We start from the raw sequence: 16570 nt of genomic DNA on the forward strand, positions 1-16570 counted from the left end.
CTCTCCGCGAGTCGCGCTCGTGGAGACTCCCCCTCACCTGACCCTCTCCCCGGAAAGGGGCCGAGGGAGCGCACCGCCTTGGGTCAGAGAGTGCATGCTATGACCGACAGATTCATCTCCATCGAGGGCATCGCAAAACGCTACACCAGCGCAAGCGGCGCGACCACCGTATTTGAAGATCTCTGGCTGTCTATGGCGCGTGGCGAGTTCGCCTGCGTGATCGGTCATTCCGGCTGCGGCAAGACTACCGTCCTCAATATTCTCGCCGGCCTCGATGCGCCCAGCGAGGGCGCGGTGATCGTGGATGGCCGGGCGATTGCGGGCACGAGTCTCGATCGCGCGGTGATCTTCCAGAGCCATGCGCTGCTGCCGTGGCGCACGGTGCTAGGCAACGTCGCCTACGCCGTGAACTCGAAATGGCGCGACTGGAGCGGCGCCAAGGTGCGAGCGCATGCGCAGGGCTTTATCGATCTGGTCGGGCTGAGTGGTGCCGAGCACAAGCGCCCGTCGGAATTGTCCGGCGGCATGAAGCAGCGCGTCGGCATCGCGCGTGCGTTGTCGATCATGCCCAAGATCATGCTGATGGACGAACCGTTCTCGGCACTTGATGCGCTGACCCGCGGCACGCTGCAGGACGAGGTGCGGCGCATTTGCCTGGAAACCGGCCAGACCGTGTTTATGATCACCCATGACGTGGATGAAGCAATCTATCTCGCCGACCGGATTTTCCTGATGACCAACGGTCCCGGCGCGGTGCTGGCGGAGATCGTGGAAAATCCGCTGCCGAAGCAGCGTGCGCGCAACGACCTGCACCGGCATCCGCTCTATTACGCGCTGCGGAACCACGTCATCGATTTCCTGGTCAGCCGCAGCAAAAGCTTCGCGTCCGAAATGCCGGATCACGATCCGCGCAACGTGCCGACGGTGCGGATCGGCAAACCGGAATTGCTGATCGCGTCGCGAGGCGAGGAGCCACCGCAGGCGGCATGGCCGGGNTTGNCCCGNCCNTCCACGTCTGCCTAACGCGATGAAAGAACGTGCATGCCCGGGACAAGCCCGGTCATGACGAAGCCAGAGGGAGACAGTCAAAATGAAACGATCCGACCTCACCGAAAAGCTGCTCGACATCAAGCGCGAGAAGGGCTGGAGCTGGAAGTATATCTGCGAGAAGATCGGCGGCTATTCCGAAGTGCTGATCGTGGGTGCAATCCTCGGCCAGATGAAGCTGACAAAGCCGCAGGCCGCCAATGCAGGCGAATTATTCGGGCTTTCCAAATCGGAAACCGCGATGCTGAACGAGACGCCGATGCGCGGCGAGGGCATCCACATGCCGCCGACCGATCCCTTGATCTATCGCTTCTACGAACTCGTCATGGTTAACGGTCCCGCCTGGAAGGCGCTGATCGAGGAGGAGTTTGGCGACGGCATCATGTCGGCCATCGATTTCGACATGGTGATGGAGCGCCTGCCCAATCCGAAGGGCGACCGCGTCAAGATCACGATGTCGGGCAAATTCCTGCCGTACAAATATTATGGCGCCAGCGGCAATGTGCCGGAATACGGGTTCAAGGAGGGGTAAGGCGACTGGTGCGCCCCCAATGATGATGTCATTCCGGGAGCGCAAAAGCGCGAACCCGGAATCTCGAGATTCTCGGATGTGCGATTGCACATCAGAGTTCGATGCTTCGCATCACCCCGGAATGACGGTGCACTAGCTGCGCCGGAGCCGTGGCGTGCCTCAAACCCCTGCTTTCACCTGCGAAATCGCGAGCGGCATGAGTTCGTTCATCTTGGAGCGAATTTCCAGCTCCGCGACCGCAATGCCTTTGGCGCTGAGATCGCCGATCACCTTGCGCACGACGTCCCCGGCCTCTTCGAACTCGGCGGCCACGACCTCCCGCGCATAAGCCTCGGCCTCGCTGCCGCTTTTTCCGAGCTTTTCCGCCACCCACAGGCCCAGCAGCCGGTTGCGCCGCGCTTCCGCCTTGAACTTCACCTCCTCGTCGTGGACGAACTGCTTTTCGAAGGCGTCTTCGCGCTTGTCGAACGTGGTCATGAAAAGGGGTTCCCGGCTTTTGCGTATCGGTGATGCGCGGCCCTCGTTGCGAGGGGACCGTTGCAGAACTAGATATCTACAATGTCGAACCGAAACAACGGCCAGAAGGCCGCAGGGGAAGGGGGTAAAAGTCGAAGCTCTCGGGCCGGATCGATTGTGCTTGATGGGCCAATCGGATAGGTTGCCAAAAGGCTCGGTTCTTGTTCTGTTTCCTAGGGTTCCAGGCCACCACGGCAGCTCCGTCGTGGGTTGTAATCCCCAGTCACCCGGAGCACACCAATTTCATGGATTTCAACAACACACGGTACATCCCAATGAGCCGTCGACGTCGCATTTACGAAGGCAAGGCCAAGGTTCTCTACGAGGGGCCTGAGCCGGGAACCCTGATCCAGCACTTCAAGGACGATGCGACCGCGTTCAATGCGAAGAAACACCAGGTGATCGAGGGCAAGGGCGTCCTCAATAACCGGATCTCGGAGTACCTGTTTCAGCACCTCAACGACATCGGGGTGCCGACCCACTTCATCCGCCGCCTCAATATGCGCGAGCAGTTGATTCGTGAGGTCGAGATCGTGCCGCTGGAAGTGGTGGTACGGAATGTCGCGGCCGGCTCGCTGTCGCAGCGGCTCGGAATCGAGGAGGGCACGCAGCTCCCGCGCTCGATCATCGAGTTCTACTACAAGAATGACCAGCTCAATGACCCCATGGTGTCCGAAGAGCACATTACCGCCTTCGGTTGGGCAACGCCGCAGGAGATCGACGACATCATGGCGCTCGCCATCCGCGTCAACGATTTCCTGACCGGCCTCTTCCTTGGCATCGGCATTCGCCTGGTCGATTTCAAGATGGAATGCGGCCGTCTGTTCGAGAACGAGATGATGCGGATCATCGTTGCGGACGAGATTTCGCCGGATTCGTGCCGGCTGTGGGACATCAAGTCGAACGAGAAGCTCGACAAGGACCGTTTCCGCCGGGATCTCGGCGGTCTCCTGGAGGCCTATACCGAGGTGGCCAAACGGCTCGGCATTCTCATGGAAAACGAACGGCCCGCGGGTTCGGGGCCGGTGCTGGTGAAGAGCTGAGGGGTTAGGAACGTGAAAGCGCGTGTCACCGTCACGTTGAAATCGGGCATTCTCGATCCGCAAGGCAAGGCCATCGAAGGCGCGCTGAAATCGCTCGGCGTCGATGGCGTCGCAAGCGTGCGCCAGGGCAAGGTGTTCGACATCGAGCTTGCGGGTGCCGATCGCGCCAAGGCCGAGGCGGCGCTGAAGGAAGCCGCCGACAAGTTGCTCGCCAATACGGTCATCGAGAACTATCGGGTCGAATTGCTCTGATGAAATCCGCCATCCTCGTCTTTCCTGGCATCAATCGCGAGCGCGACATGGCGCGGGCGCTAAAGCTCATCTCGGGTCATGAGCCCGCGATGGTGTGGCACGCCGAAACGTCGCTGCCGGCCGGCACCGATCTTGTGGTCGTGCCGGGCGGCTTCTCCTATGGCGACTATTTGCGTTGTGGCGCGATCGCGGCGCGCGCGCCCATTATGAACGCGGTGCGTGATTATGCCGCGAAGGGCGGGCTGGTGCTCGGCGTCTGCAACGGCTTCCAGATTCTCTGCGAAGCAGGGCTGCTGCCGGGCGTGCTGATGCGCAATGCGGGGCTCAAATTCGTCTGCCGCGATGTGCATCTGCGCGTCGAGCGCTCCGATACGCCCTTCACTCGCGGCTATAATGCAGGCCAGGTGATCCGCGTGCCCGTGGCCCATGGTGAGGGCAATTACGAGGCCGACGAGGAGACGCTCAAGCGTCTCGAAGGCGAAGGGCGCGTACTCTACCGCTATTGCTCGCCGGAGGGCGTGGTGGACGACTTCGGCAACATCAATGGTGCCGCCCATTCGATTGCCGGGATCGTCAACGAGGCCGGTAATGTGCTCGGCATGATGCCGCATCCGGAAAACCACGTCGAACCCATCATGGGGTGCACCGACGGCCGCGGCCTGTTCGCGGGGCTCGTGGCGCATCTGGACCGGGCGGCCTGACAGCTCTCGGGCAAGAGCAATTCGGCTCGAACGCCGGCGACGCGCCCGCGCGTTTGTTGGCCTGGTAACGCAACGCCGCGCCAGTTTCCACGTTATTGCGCTGAACATGAGGGCGGGGGAACGAAGGAGTTCCTCCATGACGAAATGGCTTGCAACAACCGCGATCGTACTCTCAATCGGCGCCGCCAGTGGGCTTGCTTTTGCCCAAAGCCAGCCGGACTTACCGCAAAAGCGCGAGCAAGGCGCGCAAGGGCTGCACCCGTCTGTGTCGCCCAGAGAGAGCGGCCGTTCCGCTGCGCGTGAAGAGCGGCAGCCGGGCCATCAGCAGGCGCAGGAGCACCAGCAGTCCCACGAAACGGGGCAGACCGTGGGACAAGGCAGAGAACCGCCGGCTCGCAATGAGCGAGCATCGCAGACCCCGGCGCAGCAAGGCCAGGACCAGCGCAGGGGTCGCGAGGCCCAGCAAGGAGCGGAGCCCACGCGCCAGCAGGGGCGCGAGGAACGAGCGAGGCAGGGCAATCGCGCCGCCGAAACGACAGCGCCCGCCCGAGGCCAACAAGCTGAGCGCGAGCAGCAAACCGGACGCAATGAACGACAACCGGCAGGCGCCAACCAGCAGAGCCAGAACCAGGAGCGGCGAGGCCGTGGCGCCGAGCGCGCAGCCGAGAAGCAGCAGCCCGCGCGCGAGCGCAACGAGCAGGCAGCGCAGCCCGCTCGGCCTGGAACACCGACCGCCCAACAAGGAACGCCGCCCGCGGCTCAGACCACTGGTGAGGCCCGACAGCGGGGGACGACCGGGCAGGCGCAGAACCAGACCATGGGACGCGCCGGAACGGCGCCTACGCGCGCCAATGAGCAGCAGCGCACGCAAATCGTCGATAGGCTGCGCAGCGATCGGGAGATCGAACGAGCCCGATCGGATATCGACATCCGCGTGAATGTCGGCGAACGGCTGCCCGAGCGGGTGCGGCCCCGGCCGTTGCCGCCCGACATCGTGAACATCGCGCCCGAATATCGCGGCTACGACTACACGGTGGTTCAGGACGAAGTCGCGATCATCGATCCGCGCAGTCGTGAGATTGTGGATGTCATTCCCGAGCGCGGGTTCACCGCCGAGAACAGCTCGAGGTACGAAGGTACGCGCGTCGTTCTCTCCTCCGAGCAGCGTCAAATATTGAAGCGCACGGCGCTGAGCTCGATGACCGTCGGCTCGGCCGCGTCGACGAACGCGTCGAACACCGCCTGCCTGACACTGCAGCCGGTGCCCGACGAGCTCGTGCGCAGCAACCCCGAACTCGCCGCCTACCGCTATGTCGCGATCGGAGATCAGGTGGTGCTGGTCGATCCGCGCGAGCGGAAAATCGTGCAAGTGATCGACTGACGTCTGCCGCAGCGCCTGCCGATAGCGTGATTGCCACCGGGGCCTGACGTGCCCCGGTGGCCTGAAACTTGCTCCCCATTTGGCGAACGCGATCGCCGGAGGGGAGAGACCATGCTTATTCGCAAAGCTTGCTGCTTAGCCGCGCTCGCCGCCGCCTTATTGGGCTGCCAAGCCGCAAGCGCCGAGACCACGTTGCGCATTGCCATGACCGCGGCCGATATCCCGACCGCGACGGGTCTGCCCAACAACGGTTTCGAGGGCATGCGCTTTCTGGGCTACCCGATCTTTGAAGGCTTGGTGCTCTGGGATCTGACACGCACGGACCGCCTGGCGAGCTTGCGCCCGGGGCTTGCGGAGAAGTGGGAGCAGGATCCGGAGGACACCAAGACCTGGATCTTCCATTTGCGCCGCGGCGTCAAATTTCACGATGGGACTGATTTCAACGCCGATTCCGTGATCTGGAATCTCGACCGCTATTTCAATTCGAACAGCCCGCAATATGAGCCGCCGAGTTCGGCGATGTCGAAGGCGCGCGTGCCGGTGATGGGCAGCTATAAGAAGCTCGACGATTTTAGCGTTGCGATCAGCACCACGCGGCCGGCATCGTATTTTCCGTACATGCTGGTCTATCTGCTCTTCACCTCGCCCGCCTCGTTCGAAAAGGCGGGGCACGACTGGGCCAAAGTCGCGACCTTGCCGGCAGCAGGCACCGGGCCGTTCCGCATCACGCGCGTCGTGCCGCGGCAGGAGGCGGATCTCGCGCGCTGGGACCAGTATTGGGACAAGAGCAAGTTGGCGAAGGTCGATAACATCGTGCTGCTGCCGATCCCCGAGGCGAACTCGCGTCTGGCGGCGTTGCGCTCAGGCCAGGTCGACTGGATCGAGGTGCCGCCATCGGACGCGATCGATTCCTTGAAATCAGCGGGCTATGTCATCACCACGGGATCCTATCCGCATGTCTGGCCGTGGTTCTACAACATCGGTGCCACCGACAGCCCATTCAAGGATGTACGCGTGCGCCAGGCCTTGAACTATTGCATCGATCGCGACGGGCTGGTCGCTCTGCTCAACGGGACCGCCGAGCCTTCCGTCGGCTGGCTCAAGCCGAGCGACCCCGATTTCGGCAACCCCGACAATCGCTACAAATTCGATCCTGCCAGAGGCAAGGCGCTATTGGCGCAAGCGGGATTCACGGCCGCCAAGCCGCTGTCGTTCAAGGTGATGATCTCGAATTCCGGATCGGGGCAGATGCTGCCATTGCCGATGAACGAATACCTGCAGCAGAACCTGAAAGAAGCCTGCGGCGTCAATGTCGATTTCAACGTCGTCGAATGGCAGGTGCTGCTGACGGCGGCCCGCGCGACGCCCGACAGCCCGAGCCTGCTGGGCTCGATGGCGCTCAACATCTCCTCGCCGTCTTCCGATCCGGGTGTGATGGCGCGTTACTTCTCATCGGCCAATTTCTCGCCGAACGGTTTCAATTTCGAGCAATGGAAGGACGATACGTTCGACCAGGCGCTGAAGACGATCGAGAGCGAGACCGATCCGAAAGTAATCTCGGATGCCTATCGCATCGCCCATGAACGCCTGGTCGACAATCCGCCCTGGCTCTACATCGTTCACGACCTCAATCCGCGCGCGATGAGCCCGAAGATCAAGGGCTTTGTGTCGCCGCAGTCATGGTTCGTCGATCTGACCCTGGTCAGCATGCAATAAGAGCCATCAAGGGCGATGGACCGGCTCTCGCAGCGGGGCGTTCATCCTTCGAGGCTCGCTTGCGCGAGCATGTCAGGATGACGGTTTGAGATCGGCGGCCTGCAGGCCCGAGCCGCTCAATTTGGCCGCCTTCTTCACGCGCTTGATGGTGCCGGAAAAGGTGAACAGCAGCCGCTCGCCGGATTTCAGCTCGCCGCGAATGAAGATCAGCGAGCCGCCGGCACGGCTGACCTTGCCGAAGCATTCGATCAGCTCGCCCTCGCGCGCGGCATCGAGAAACTCGCAGGAGAACGACACCGTGACGCCCGTGCCCTGCAGCACCGGGCTTGCGATCGCAAACAGGCAATAGTCCGCAAAGGACATGAAGCAGCCGCCATGGACGTTGCCGGCGCCGTTGAGGTGCTTTTTCTCCACCCGGAACGCACAGCGGACGCGCCCGTCCGCGTCCGTACGGTGCCAGAACGGCCCGGCATGGGTCTCGTAATTGTCGCGGGTCCAGCGGCGCCAGCCCGCAAACTCACCCTCGGTCGCAAGCTGCAGATCGGGGCGCTCAAAATGGGCGGAATGGGTGATGTCGTCCAAGGAGACGGGCCTTCAAAAGCGGGGTTCGGGTCCTTAAATCCGATCCCAAAGCAATGCGCAAACCCTTGGGCGCCCAAAACTCTGGACAGCGGAAAAATGCGCCCTAAAAGGCCTTTTCCGGGCACGCCGATCTTTCTAAGAACGCTGCCGGAGCCTTGAATTTGAACCGCTCCGGTTTTGGGCTCATCCTGACCTGATCTCCTTCAAAAAGCGGAGGAGCCGATACCATCGCTCCCGCGGGACCCTGACGACATGCGAAGCAATGAACCGCAGATTACCCCCGAACTCGTGGCCGCCCACGGGCTCAAGCCGGACGAGTATGGGCGGATCCTGAAACTGATCGGGCGGGTGCCGACCTTCACCGAGCTCGGGATCTTCTCGGCGATGTGGAACGAGCACTGCTCGTACAAGTCCTCGCGCATTCATCTGAGGGGCCTGCCGACCAAGGCGCCCTGGGTGATCCAGGGCCCGGGCGAGAATGCCGGGGTGATCGATATCGGCGATGGTCAGGCGGTGGTGTTCAAGATGGAGAGCCACAACCACCCGAGCTATATCGAGCCCTATCAGGGCGCGACCACCGGCGTGGGCGGCATCTTGCGCGACGTCTTCACCATGGGCGCGCGTCCCATCGCCTGCCTGAACGCGCTGAGCTTCGGCGCGCCTGAACACCCGAAGACGCGGCACCTGGTGTCCGGTGTGGTTGCCGGCATCGGCGGCTACGGCAATTCGTTCGGCGTGCCGACCGTGGGTGGGCAGGTGCGCTTCCATACCCGCTATGACGGCAACATCCTCGTCAACGCCATGGCGGTGGGCCTGGCCGATGCCGACAACATCTTCTATGCAGCTGCCTCCGGCGTGAACATGCCGATCGTCTATCTCGGCTCCAAGACCGGGCGCGACGGCATTCACGGCGCCTCGATGGCGTCGGCCGAGTTCGACGACGACTCCGCGGAGAAGCGCCCGACCGTGCAGGTCGGCGATCCCTTCGCCGAAAAGCTGCTCTTGGAAGCGTGCCTGGAGATCATGGCCAAGGACTGCGTGATCGCGATCCAGGACATGGGCGCGGCCGGGCTGACCTGCTCGGCGGTCGAAATGGGCGCCAAGGGCGATCTCGGCGTCGATCTCGATCTCGATGCCGTGCCGACGCGCGAAACCGGCATGAGCGCCTATGAGATGATGCTCTCGGAAAGCCAGGAGCGCATGCTCATGGTGCTCAAGCCGGAGAAGGAGAAAGAGGCCGAGGCCATCTTCAGGAAATGGGGCCTGGATTTCGCCGTGGTCGGCTACACCACGCCGAGCAAGCGTTTTCGCGTCAAGCATGGCGGCGCCATCATGGCCGACCTGCCGATCAAGGAGTTGGGCGACGAGGCGCCGGTCTATGACCGCCCGCATGTCGCCTCGACGGCGTTGCCGGTGATCGCCGCGCGCGATGTGGCGGCGCCGATGAGCCTTGCAGCCGCGCTACAGAAGCTGATCGGAACGCCCGAGCTGTGCTCCAAGCGCTGGGTCTGGGAACAATATGACCACGTCATTCTCGGCAATACCGTGCAGCGCCCGGGAGGAGATGCTGCGGTGGTGCGCGTGCAGGACGGACCGAAGGGCCTTGCGCTCACCGTCGACGTCACGCCGCGCTATTGCGAGGCGGATCCGTTCGAAGGGGGAAAGCAGGCTGTTGCCGAAGCCTGGCGCAACATCACCGCCGTCGGCGGGCGGCCGCTTGCGATCACCGACAACCTCAATTTCGGCAATCCGGAGCGGGCCGAGATCATGGGCCAATTCGTCGGCTGCCTGAGGGGTATTTCCGAAGCCTGCCGCGCGCTGGATTTCCCTGTCGTCTCGGGCAATGTCTCGCTCTACAACGAGACCAACGGCCGCGCCATTCTGCCGACGCCCTCGATCGGCGGCGTCGGGGTGCTCGATGATTTCACCAAATCCGCAACGCTTGCCTTCAAGGCCGAGGGCGAGGCGATCCTGCTGATCGGTGACACCCAGGGCTGGCTCGGGCAATCGGTCTATTTGCGCGACATCTGCGGCCGCGAAGAGGGTGCGCCACCGCCCGTCGATCTGCCGGCCGAGAAGCGCAATGGCGACGTCGTGCGCGGCATGATCCACGCAGGCACGGCGACGGCCGTGCATGACGTCTCCGATGGCGGTCTGTTGATTGCGCTCACGGAGATGGCAATGGCCAGCGGCATTGGCGCCCGCTTGCTGGCTTCCCCGAGCGCCATCGTCCCGTATGCCTATTGGTTCGGCGAAGACCAGGCGCGGTATATCGTCACCGTGCCGGAGACGGAGGCGGGATTGGTGCTGGCGAAAATGCGCGGCGCCGGCGTGCCTTGCGGCCGCATTGGTACCACCGGCGGTGACGCGATCGCGATCGCAGGGGAAGAGCCGGTTTCGGTCGCGTCACTGAAGGCGGCATTCGAAGCTTGGTTTCCGGCCTATATGAGCGGCACAGGCAAGCCCTGAAATTGGGCTGGAATCGTCATGGCAGGTCGGCAACCGCGACAAGCATCGTGAGGCTGAGGGCGGTTGCGATCAAAATGGCGGCTAATCCCATTGCTGTGTCCTTCTCGAGTACGGGTCCTTGGGACACACCTCCCTGCATGCGCGAATGCAGGTTTGATGCCAGGTGAGAAGGGTCGCCGCTACAGCACGTGGTTGGCGCCGGGGATTTTCCGCAAGCCTGCGCTTGCGGCCCAGCTCAAGACGACCGTGAGCACAAACACAGCAAGCGCTTTGGCGATGGCCGGGAGGTCAAAGTCAAACAGCCAATATTGCAGCCAGAGCGCGATCGGATAGTGCACCAGGAACATGCCGTATGCATCCGGCTGCATGGGATCGAGTATGCTAAGGCCCGATCGTTTGTATTTGAGGAAGTACCCCAGAATCACGAACATGATGGCGACGCTAAAGGCGGCGAAGAAGAAGCCGTAGGTTGCCTCGTACCAATTGGGAAGCCGTTCCGGATTGCCCAATATTCCGCGCTTGACGTAGATCAGCACCCACATCACGCTATAGGGGATGACCGTGACGATCATCCAGCGCGGGCAGTTCTTCGCAAGCTTGCCCTCCGCACTGAGCAGGCCACGATCGAGGTTCGCAAGCCCGATGCCTGCGCCGAAGAAGAAGTACGATGCATAGAGCAGGACGCGACCGTGCTGGACTGAGAACGGCCCGAACTCGAACCAGCTCCCCGGTCCCCAGTAAACGCGCCCGGGAATGTAGAGTATGGCAGTGACGCCAAACATCACGGCGAAGAATTCGGCAGGATGCTCGGCGGCGCGCAGCGACAGGCGGTTGATCGGATCAAGCAGCGTGGGTGAGAGCCGATGGAGCAGGCTTGCGACGATATCGAACGACAGCAGAACCCAGAGAAACCAGATCGGTCCGCTCGGCCATGGTCCGACGATAATGGTTCTCCACCAGAAGGCTGTAAAACTCAGCTCCGGCGATTGCCGCAGCGAGATCGCATAATAAGCGATCGGGATGATCGTGAACGCGCAGATCACGAACGGCAGGCCAAGCCGGGTCAGGCGGTCGCTCAAATAGTTCAGCGCCCCTTTGCGGGCGAGGCCCGGCCACACAAACAACCCCGACAGGAAGAAGAACATCGCCATGAAGAAGCTGTCGGTGGCGAGAACGATCATATCGAAGCCGATCCACGACTTGGGATCGGTGTGGCCGAAATAGGTATAGGGAATCACGGAGTGGTGGAGCAGCACCACAAGCGTGAGGAAGGTGCGAGCGCGATCAAGCGCGGCGTTGCGTGCTCTTGTCCGTGGCACCGCCTGAACGTCTGCGGGCGCCGTCGAATGGGTAATCGAGGTCACAATACGCCCCGGGCATTGGCCTGTTATGCGATGTTGCCGCTGGGAACCCGATTCAGCAAGCGCCAATTGCCGGAAGGCGCCGGGGTGAATCTCACGTTGCCGTCAATGGCTGGCGCAAAGAGCAGGCCGGTTGCAGGAACTTTCGTACTTCGGCGGAAGTTAGCTCATCTAGGTTACGAACGCTGCGACGTGCGCTGGAGGACGGGCCGTGACACTGCTGAGATGGGCGCTGCTGTTCTTCTTGATCTCCATTGTGGCCGGCCTTCTCGGCTTCACCGGCATATCGGCCGCTTCCGCTGATATCGCGCGCATTCTGTTCTACATCTTTGTCGTGATCTTCCTGGTGCTGCTGATATTGGGGCTCACGATATTCAGGGCGTAAGGAATCGGGACATTCGTGCCATACCGTCATTCCGGGGCGGTGCGAAGCGTCGAACGCGGGATTTCTCCGCGCTGACGCGCCGGCCGGAACGACTCAGATCAACTGGCCAGTTCCTCGATCTTCACCTTGTCCGGATAGAACGCAAGATGTCCGGAAATTTCGGCCATCGCCGGGAAGGGCGTCTCATACGTCCAGATCGAATTCTCGAGTACATTGCCGTCGGCAACGATGCTGAAATAGCTCGCGTCGCCCTTGTAGGGGCAATGCGTCACTCGGTCGGTGCGTTTGAGCAGATCCATCCGGGCATCCTCGCGCGGCACATATTGCACAGCGGGATATTTCGCCTCTTTCAGCGTTAGCGCGTGGGTAGTCTCGGCGATAACGGTGTTGCCGACTGTCACGCGGACCCGCTTGGGGTTCGACGTGATGGTGATGGGATGGTCGGGACCGGGGAGTTTCATGATTTTCAAGCCTTTCTGGTCGGCCCTCTTCTGGTCAGCCTATTGCGACGGCAAGACGCGGCTTCTTGCGGCTTTGTAATGGTCGGACGCACGAATATAGTGCCACAATACGTGACCTTGAAGAGCGTTCACGCTAAATTAGGCTGACCGGACCAGCGACGCCCGGCCCCTGATTCGAACGCTGGAAAACAAGAAAGCGCCGCAAAACGAAAAGGAGCCAGACTGGGATGCCGATGGACGCCCGCGATATCGAATCGATGATCAAGGCAGCGATTCCCGATGCCGATGTGACGATCCGCGATCTTGCCGGTGATGGTGACCACTACGCCGCGACCGTGATCTCCGAATCCTTCCGCGGCAAGTCGCGCGTCCAGCAGCACCAGATCGTGTATCAGTCGCTGCGCGGTCAGATGGGCGGCATGCTGCACGCGCTGGCTCTGCAGACCGGGGTGCCGGAAGGCTAGGGCCGCGGTCTTTTGACCGCGGCGGGGCAGGGAGCGCCATGGCCAGCGAGAATTCCCGCGGCACGATGTTCCGCGCGCTGGTACCGAACCAGCACAGCCGCGTCACTTATGCCGAACTCCTGTTCGACCTGGTCTTCGTCTTTGCCGTCACACAGGTCTCGCATTATCTCCTTGCTCGCTTCACCCTGTTTGGAGCGGTCCAGACCACGCTGCTCTTTCTCGCGGTCTGGTGGGTCTGGGTCTACACCGCCTGGGTCACGAACTGGCTCAATCCGGAGCTGACGCCGGTCCGCATTCTGCTCTTTCTCCTGATGCTCGGCGGGCTTGTCCTGTCGACCTCGATTCCGCACGCGTTTGAGACGCGCGGCCTGTGGTTTGCAGTCGCGTATGCGGCGATGCAGGTCGGCCGCGCCGCTTTTTTTGTGGCAGTCGCGCCGCCCTCGAACGTGGGTGTGCACCGGAACGGAATCCGCATTTTGAGCTGGCTCAGCGCTGCTGGCGTCTTCTGGATCCTCGGCGGGCTGGCCGATGGCGAGCGGCGCCTTGCACTGTGGATGCTGGCGCTCGCGATCGAGTACGTCTCACCAGTGGTCCGGTTTTGGGTCCCGGTCTATGGCGCGTCTTCCATTCAAGACTGGTATGTCGAAGGCGGCCACATGGCCGAGCGCTGCGCCGGCTTCATCATCATCGCGCTCGGCGAATCCATCGTCGTGACCGGAGCGACCTTTGCCGAACTGAACTGGACGACGACCACTGTCCTCGCGTTTGTCTCGGCCTTTGCCAGCAGCATCGTGATGTGGTGGATCTATTTCCACAAGGGCGCCGAGGCCGGCTCCGAACTGATCTCGAAATCGAGCGATCCCGGACGGCTGGCGCGCTCGGCCTACACCTATCTGCATATGCCGATTGTCGCCGGGATCATCCTGTCAGCGGTCGCTGACGATGTTGTATTGGCGCATCCGGATGGCATCTCCGACCTGAAGACGGCGATTTGTGCGATCGGCGGCCCCTTGCTGTTTCTCGTGGGCACCATTCTATTCAAGCACAATATCCGAGGCTGGCTGCAGCTCTCGCACATCGTCGGCATTCTCGCGCTCGTCGCGTTGTCCTTTCTTGCGCGCGAGCTGTCCCCGCTGATGCTGTCAGCGGTCACCACGGCCATTCTAATCGCGGTTGCCGTGTGGGAGTCGCTCTCACTGCAGTCGGGGTCGAAAACTCAGCCCTCGGCTACCAGCGCGTGAACCGAGAACATCTTGGCCTCGTCCGTCCAGGAGTGGCAGACCTGCCAGCCGGAACCGCGCGCCAGTGCCGCAAAGCGCTCGATGCTGTATTTGTAGCTGCTCTCGGTGTGAATGCTTTCGCCCGGACGGAACGAGAAGCTGGTGCCGAGAAAACGCACGGTTTGCGCCTTCTTGGCGATCAAATGCATCTCGATGCGATGTTGCTCGCGGTTGTAGATCGCGCGGTGCGTAAAGGCGGACAGATCGAAATTGCCGCCGAGTTCGCGGTTGATCCGCACCAGCACATTGAGATTGAAGCGCGAGGTGACGCCGGCTGCGTCGTTATAGGCGTTGTAGAGCACGCGCTCGTCCTTCTCGAGGTCGACGCCGATGACCATCCGCGCTCCGCCGCCTAAAATCCGCGCCGCGCTGCGCAGGAACCGGCAAGCTTCGTGCGGCTCGAAATTGCCGATGGTCGAGCCGGGGAAAAAGCCAACCTTCGGCATGGTGGCGATCGCCTCGGGCAATTTGAAGGATCCGGTAAAGTCCGCCGCGACCGGATAGACCGCGAGTGACGGAAAGTCCTTGCGCAAACCGGCGGCCTGGGCATTGAGAAATTCGCCGGAGATATCGACGGGCACATAGGCGCTCACCGCGCAGCTCTGCAGCAGGCGACGTACCTTTGTGGTTGACCCGGCGCCGAATTCGACCAGGGCCGCGCCTTTGGGCACGAAGGCCGCGATGTCGCTCGCGCGATCCCTCAAGATCGATAGTTCGGTTCGGGTTGGATAATATTCCGGCAGGCGCGTGATCGCCTCGAACAGCTCCGAGCCGGTCGCGTCGTAGAAATATTTCGGCGAGAGATGTTTGGGCTGCTGCGACAGACCCTCGATGGCGCCGCGCGCAAATGCACAGGTCTGTTCGTCGGGAAGATGCGCGTCGGCCAAAGCGGCGGCATGCACATTCATGATACTCTCCAGAACGCGCTGTCCCGCGCGGTTGATCTCATTTCAGGGCAACGCCTTTAGACGGCGTAGTCGGCAAGGCGCAGTCCAGAAAATTGCCAGCGGTGTTGCGGATAGAAGAAGTTACGGTAGGTGGTACGGCTATGACGCGCCGGGGTTGCAAGTGAAGAGCCGCGCAGCACGAGCTGATTGACCATGAACTTGCCGTTGTACTCCCCGAGCGCACCTTCGGCCGCGCGATAGCCCGGATAGGGCGAATAGGCGCTGCGCGTCCATTGCCAGACGATGCCAAAGGCGTCGTTGAGCTGGCCCGCGCGCGCAGCGATCTCCCATTCCATTTCGGTTGGCAGATGCTTTCCGCTCCAGCGCGCAAATGCATCGGCCTCGTAATAGCTGACGTGGCAGACCGGAGCGGCCGGATCGACCGGCTTGAGGCCTGCGAGCGTCATGACATGCCATTGCCCGTCGATTTCGCGCCAATAGAGCGGCGCCTGCCACGCTTCCTTGCTGGCCGCCGCAAACCCGTCCATCAACCACAGCGCTGCGTTGGAATAGCCGCCGTCCTGCATGAAGGCGAGCCATTCGGCATTGGTGATGAGATTGCGGGCCAGTTTGACCGGCCCAACAAGGGCGCGGTGCGCTGGTTTCTCGTTGTCAAAATGGAAGCTGTCGTCGCTGTGTCCGATTGTGTAGATTCCCTCATTGAGCGTGACCCACTCTTCGCCACTTCGCGCCGAGGCGGGAAACTGCCAGTCCGGCTCATAGGCCGGCAGGATCGGGTTCTGTGCAAAGGCGTGCAGGATGTCGGTCAGCATCAATTCCTGATGCTGCTGTTCGTGGTTGAGGCCGACCTCCACCAGCGGCGCGATGCGGTTGAGCACCTCCTCGCTCGCGGATTGGAAGAATTCCGTCACCGCTGCGTCGACGTAGCGCCGATAGGCGGTGATTTCGTCCGCGCAGGGGCGGGTCAGGTCACCGCGACGATGCCGTGCATGCCGGGGACCGGCACTGACATAATAGGAATTGAACAAGAAGGCGTAGTCAGGGTGGAAAGCGCGGTAGCCCGGACAGTGCTCACTCAGAAGAAATTGCTCGAAGAACCACGTCGTATGGGCGCGGTGCCATTTTGCGGGGCTCGCGTCCGGCATTGACTGGATCAGCTGGTCCTCCGCACTCAACGGCGCCGCGCGCCGCTCGGTCTCGTTACGGACCGCCAAATAAGCTTCCACCAGATCCTGGGCGAGCGTGCCGGGATTGGAGAAGAGTGACGGGCTTGGGGTGGAAAGCGTGGCCGCGGCGGATGTCGGTTTCGTCACAGGAATCTCCGGTGGCAAAGAGAACGCCGGTCCCAAGGACAGGTTCCAAACGGGCAGTCCGTCCTAGATAGGGGTTCCGTTTCGGGAAAAAAGCCTCCCCAGGCCATGATATTGGTATCGTCAGGCTACGAACCTCACCGGGGCGGCTTGGTTGTCCCC

General features: G+C 62.0%; 17 protein-coding genes. 11 read left to right on the forward strand and 6 right to left on the reverse strand.

Annotated elements, in window-relative coordinates; translation table 11 throughout:
• The first annotated feature begins 99 nt into the window (after positions 1-99).
• Entirely contained in the window at positions 100-1023 is a 924-nt protein-coding gene (locus F758_RS0138635; RefSeq protein ID WP_024512843.1) for an ABC transporter ATP-binding protein, read from the forward strand.
• Positions 1024-1090: 67 nt separating this feature from the next.
• On the forward strand, positions 1091-1579 hold the full coding sequence (gene cynS, locus F758_RS0138640; RefSeq protein WP_024512844.1) for a cyanase: 489 nt from the start codon (positions 1091-1093) through the stop codon (positions 1577-1579).
• A gap of 159 nt (positions 1580-1738) precedes the next feature.
• Here the strand turns inward: cynS and F758_RS0138645 are convergent, their stop codons facing one another.
• On the reverse strand, positions 1739-2056 hold the full coding sequence (locus F758_RS0138645) for a DUF1476 domain-containing protein (RefSeq protein ID WP_024512845.1): 318 nt from the start codon (positions 2054-2056) through the stop codon (positions 1739-1741).
• A 314-nt stretch (positions 2057-2370) separates the two neighbouring features.
• Between F758_RS0138645 and purC the strand changes: the two genes are divergently transcribed.
• From purC to F758_RS0138670, 5 genes are all read left to right on the forward strand, one after another.
• Positions 2371-3138, forward strand: coding sequence for a phosphoribosylaminoimidazolesuccinocarboxamide synthase (purC, locus tag F758_RS0138650; protein WP_008974302.1), 768 nt, complete (start codon positions 2371-2373; stop codon positions 3136-3138).
• 12 nt (positions 3139-3150) lie between these two features.
• Entirely contained in the window at positions 3151-3390 is a 240-nt protein-coding gene (purS, locus tag F758_RS0138655) for a phosphoribosylformylglycinamidine synthase subunit PurS (protein ID WP_024512847.1), read from the forward strand.
• On the forward strand, positions 3390-4091 hold the full coding sequence (gene purQ, locus F758_RS0138660; protein WP_024512848.1) for a phosphoribosylformylglycinamidine synthase subunit PurQ: 702 nt from the start codon (positions 3390-3392) through the stop codon (positions 4089-4091). The genes purS and purQ overlap by 1 nt, the downstream gene beginning before the upstream one ends.
• Positions 4092-4227: 136 nt before the next feature.
• Positions 4228-5472 carry a DUF1236 domain-containing protein gene (locus F758_RS45610; protein WP_035724706.1) on the forward strand — a complete coding sequence of 415 codons (1245 nt, stop codon included), beginning with the start codon at positions 4228-4230 and terminating at the stop codon, positions 5470-5472.
• A gap of 111 nt (positions 5473-5583) precedes the next feature.
• Positions 5584-7188 (forward strand): ABC transporter substrate-binding protein, encoded by a 1605-nt coding sequence (locus tag F758_RS0138670; RefSeq protein ID WP_024512849.1) that lies wholly within the window; start codon positions 5584-5586, stop codon positions 7186-7188.
• A 72-nt stretch (positions 7189-7260) separates the two neighbouring features.
• On the opposite strand, the gene F758_RS0138675 is transcribed toward F758_RS0138670, so the two are convergent.
• Positions 7261-7770 carry a PaaI family thioesterase gene (locus F758_RS0138675; protein WP_024512850.1) on the reverse strand — a complete coding sequence of 170 codons (510 nt, stop codon included), beginning with the start codon at positions 7768-7770 and terminating at the stop codon, positions 7261-7263.
• A gap of 252 nt (positions 7771-8022) precedes the next feature.
• On the opposite strand from F758_RS0138675, the gene purL reads away from it, so the two are divergent.
• Positions 8023-10239, forward strand: coding sequence for a phosphoribosylformylglycinamidine synthase subunit PurL (gene purL, locus F758_RS0138680; protein WP_024512851.1), 2217 nt, complete (start codon positions 8023-8025; stop codon positions 10237-10239).
• 179 nt (positions 10240-10418) lie between these two features.
• Here purL and F758_RS0138690 read toward each other — a convergent pair whose 3' ends face one another.
• Positions 10419-11606: an acyltransferase family protein gene (locus tag F758_RS0138690; RefSeq protein ID WP_024512852.1), complete on the reverse strand. Its 1188-nt coding sequence runs from the start codon at positions 11604-11606 to the stop codon at positions 10419-10421.
• A 205-nt stretch (positions 11607-11811) separates the two neighbouring features.
• On the opposite strand from F758_RS0138690, the gene F758_RS48760 reads away from it, so the two are divergent.
• Positions 11812-11985: a DUF1328 domain-containing protein gene (locus tag F758_RS48760; protein WP_024512853.1), complete on the forward strand. Its 174-nt coding sequence runs from the start codon at positions 11812-11814 to the stop codon at positions 11983-11985.
• A gap of 98 nt (positions 11986-12083) precedes the next feature.
• Here the strand turns inward: F758_RS48760 and F758_RS0138700 are convergent, their stop codons facing one another.
• Positions 12084-12446, reverse strand: coding sequence for a DUF427 domain-containing protein (locus tag F758_RS0138700; protein WP_024512854.1), 363 nt, complete (start codon positions 12444-12446; stop codon positions 12084-12086).
• Between the two features lie 227 nt (positions 12447-12673).
• Between F758_RS0138700 and F758_RS0138710 the strand changes: the two genes are divergently transcribed.
• Together F758_RS0138710 and F758_RS0138715 are read left to right on the forward strand one after the other, a co-directional pair.
• Positions 12674-12910, forward strand: a complete 237-nt coding sequence (locus tag F758_RS0138710) for a BolA family protein (protein ID WP_024512855.1) — start codon at positions 12674-12676, stop codon at positions 12908-12910.
• 38 nt (positions 12911-12948) lie between these two features.
• Complete coding sequence (locus F758_RS0138715; RefSeq protein WP_024512856.1) at positions 12949-14151, forward strand: low temperature requirement protein A; 1203 nt, start codon at positions 12949-12951, stop codon at positions 14149-14151.
• Here the strand turns inward: F758_RS0138715 and egtD are convergent.
• Together egtD and egtB are read right to left on the reverse strand one after the other, a co-directional pair.
• Entirely contained in the window at positions 14127-15098 is a 972-nt protein-coding gene (egtD, locus tag F758_RS0138720) for an L-histidine N(alpha)-methyltransferase (protein ID WP_024512857.1), read from the reverse strand. The genes F758_RS0138715 and egtD overlap by 25 nt on opposite strands.
• Positions 15099-15154: 56 nt before the next feature.
• Positions 15155-16411, reverse strand: coding sequence for an ergothioneine biosynthesis protein EgtB (gene egtB, locus F758_RS0138725; protein WP_024512858.1), 1257 nt, complete (start codon positions 16409-16411; stop codon positions 15155-15157).
• Positions 16412-16570: the final 159 nt, after the last annotated feature.

Origin of the sequence: Bradyrhizobium sp. ARR65, assembly GCF_000472385.1 — a bacterium.
Lineage (GTDB): Bacteria > Pseudomonadota > Alphaproteobacteria > Rhizobiales > Xanthobacteraceae > Bradyrhizobium.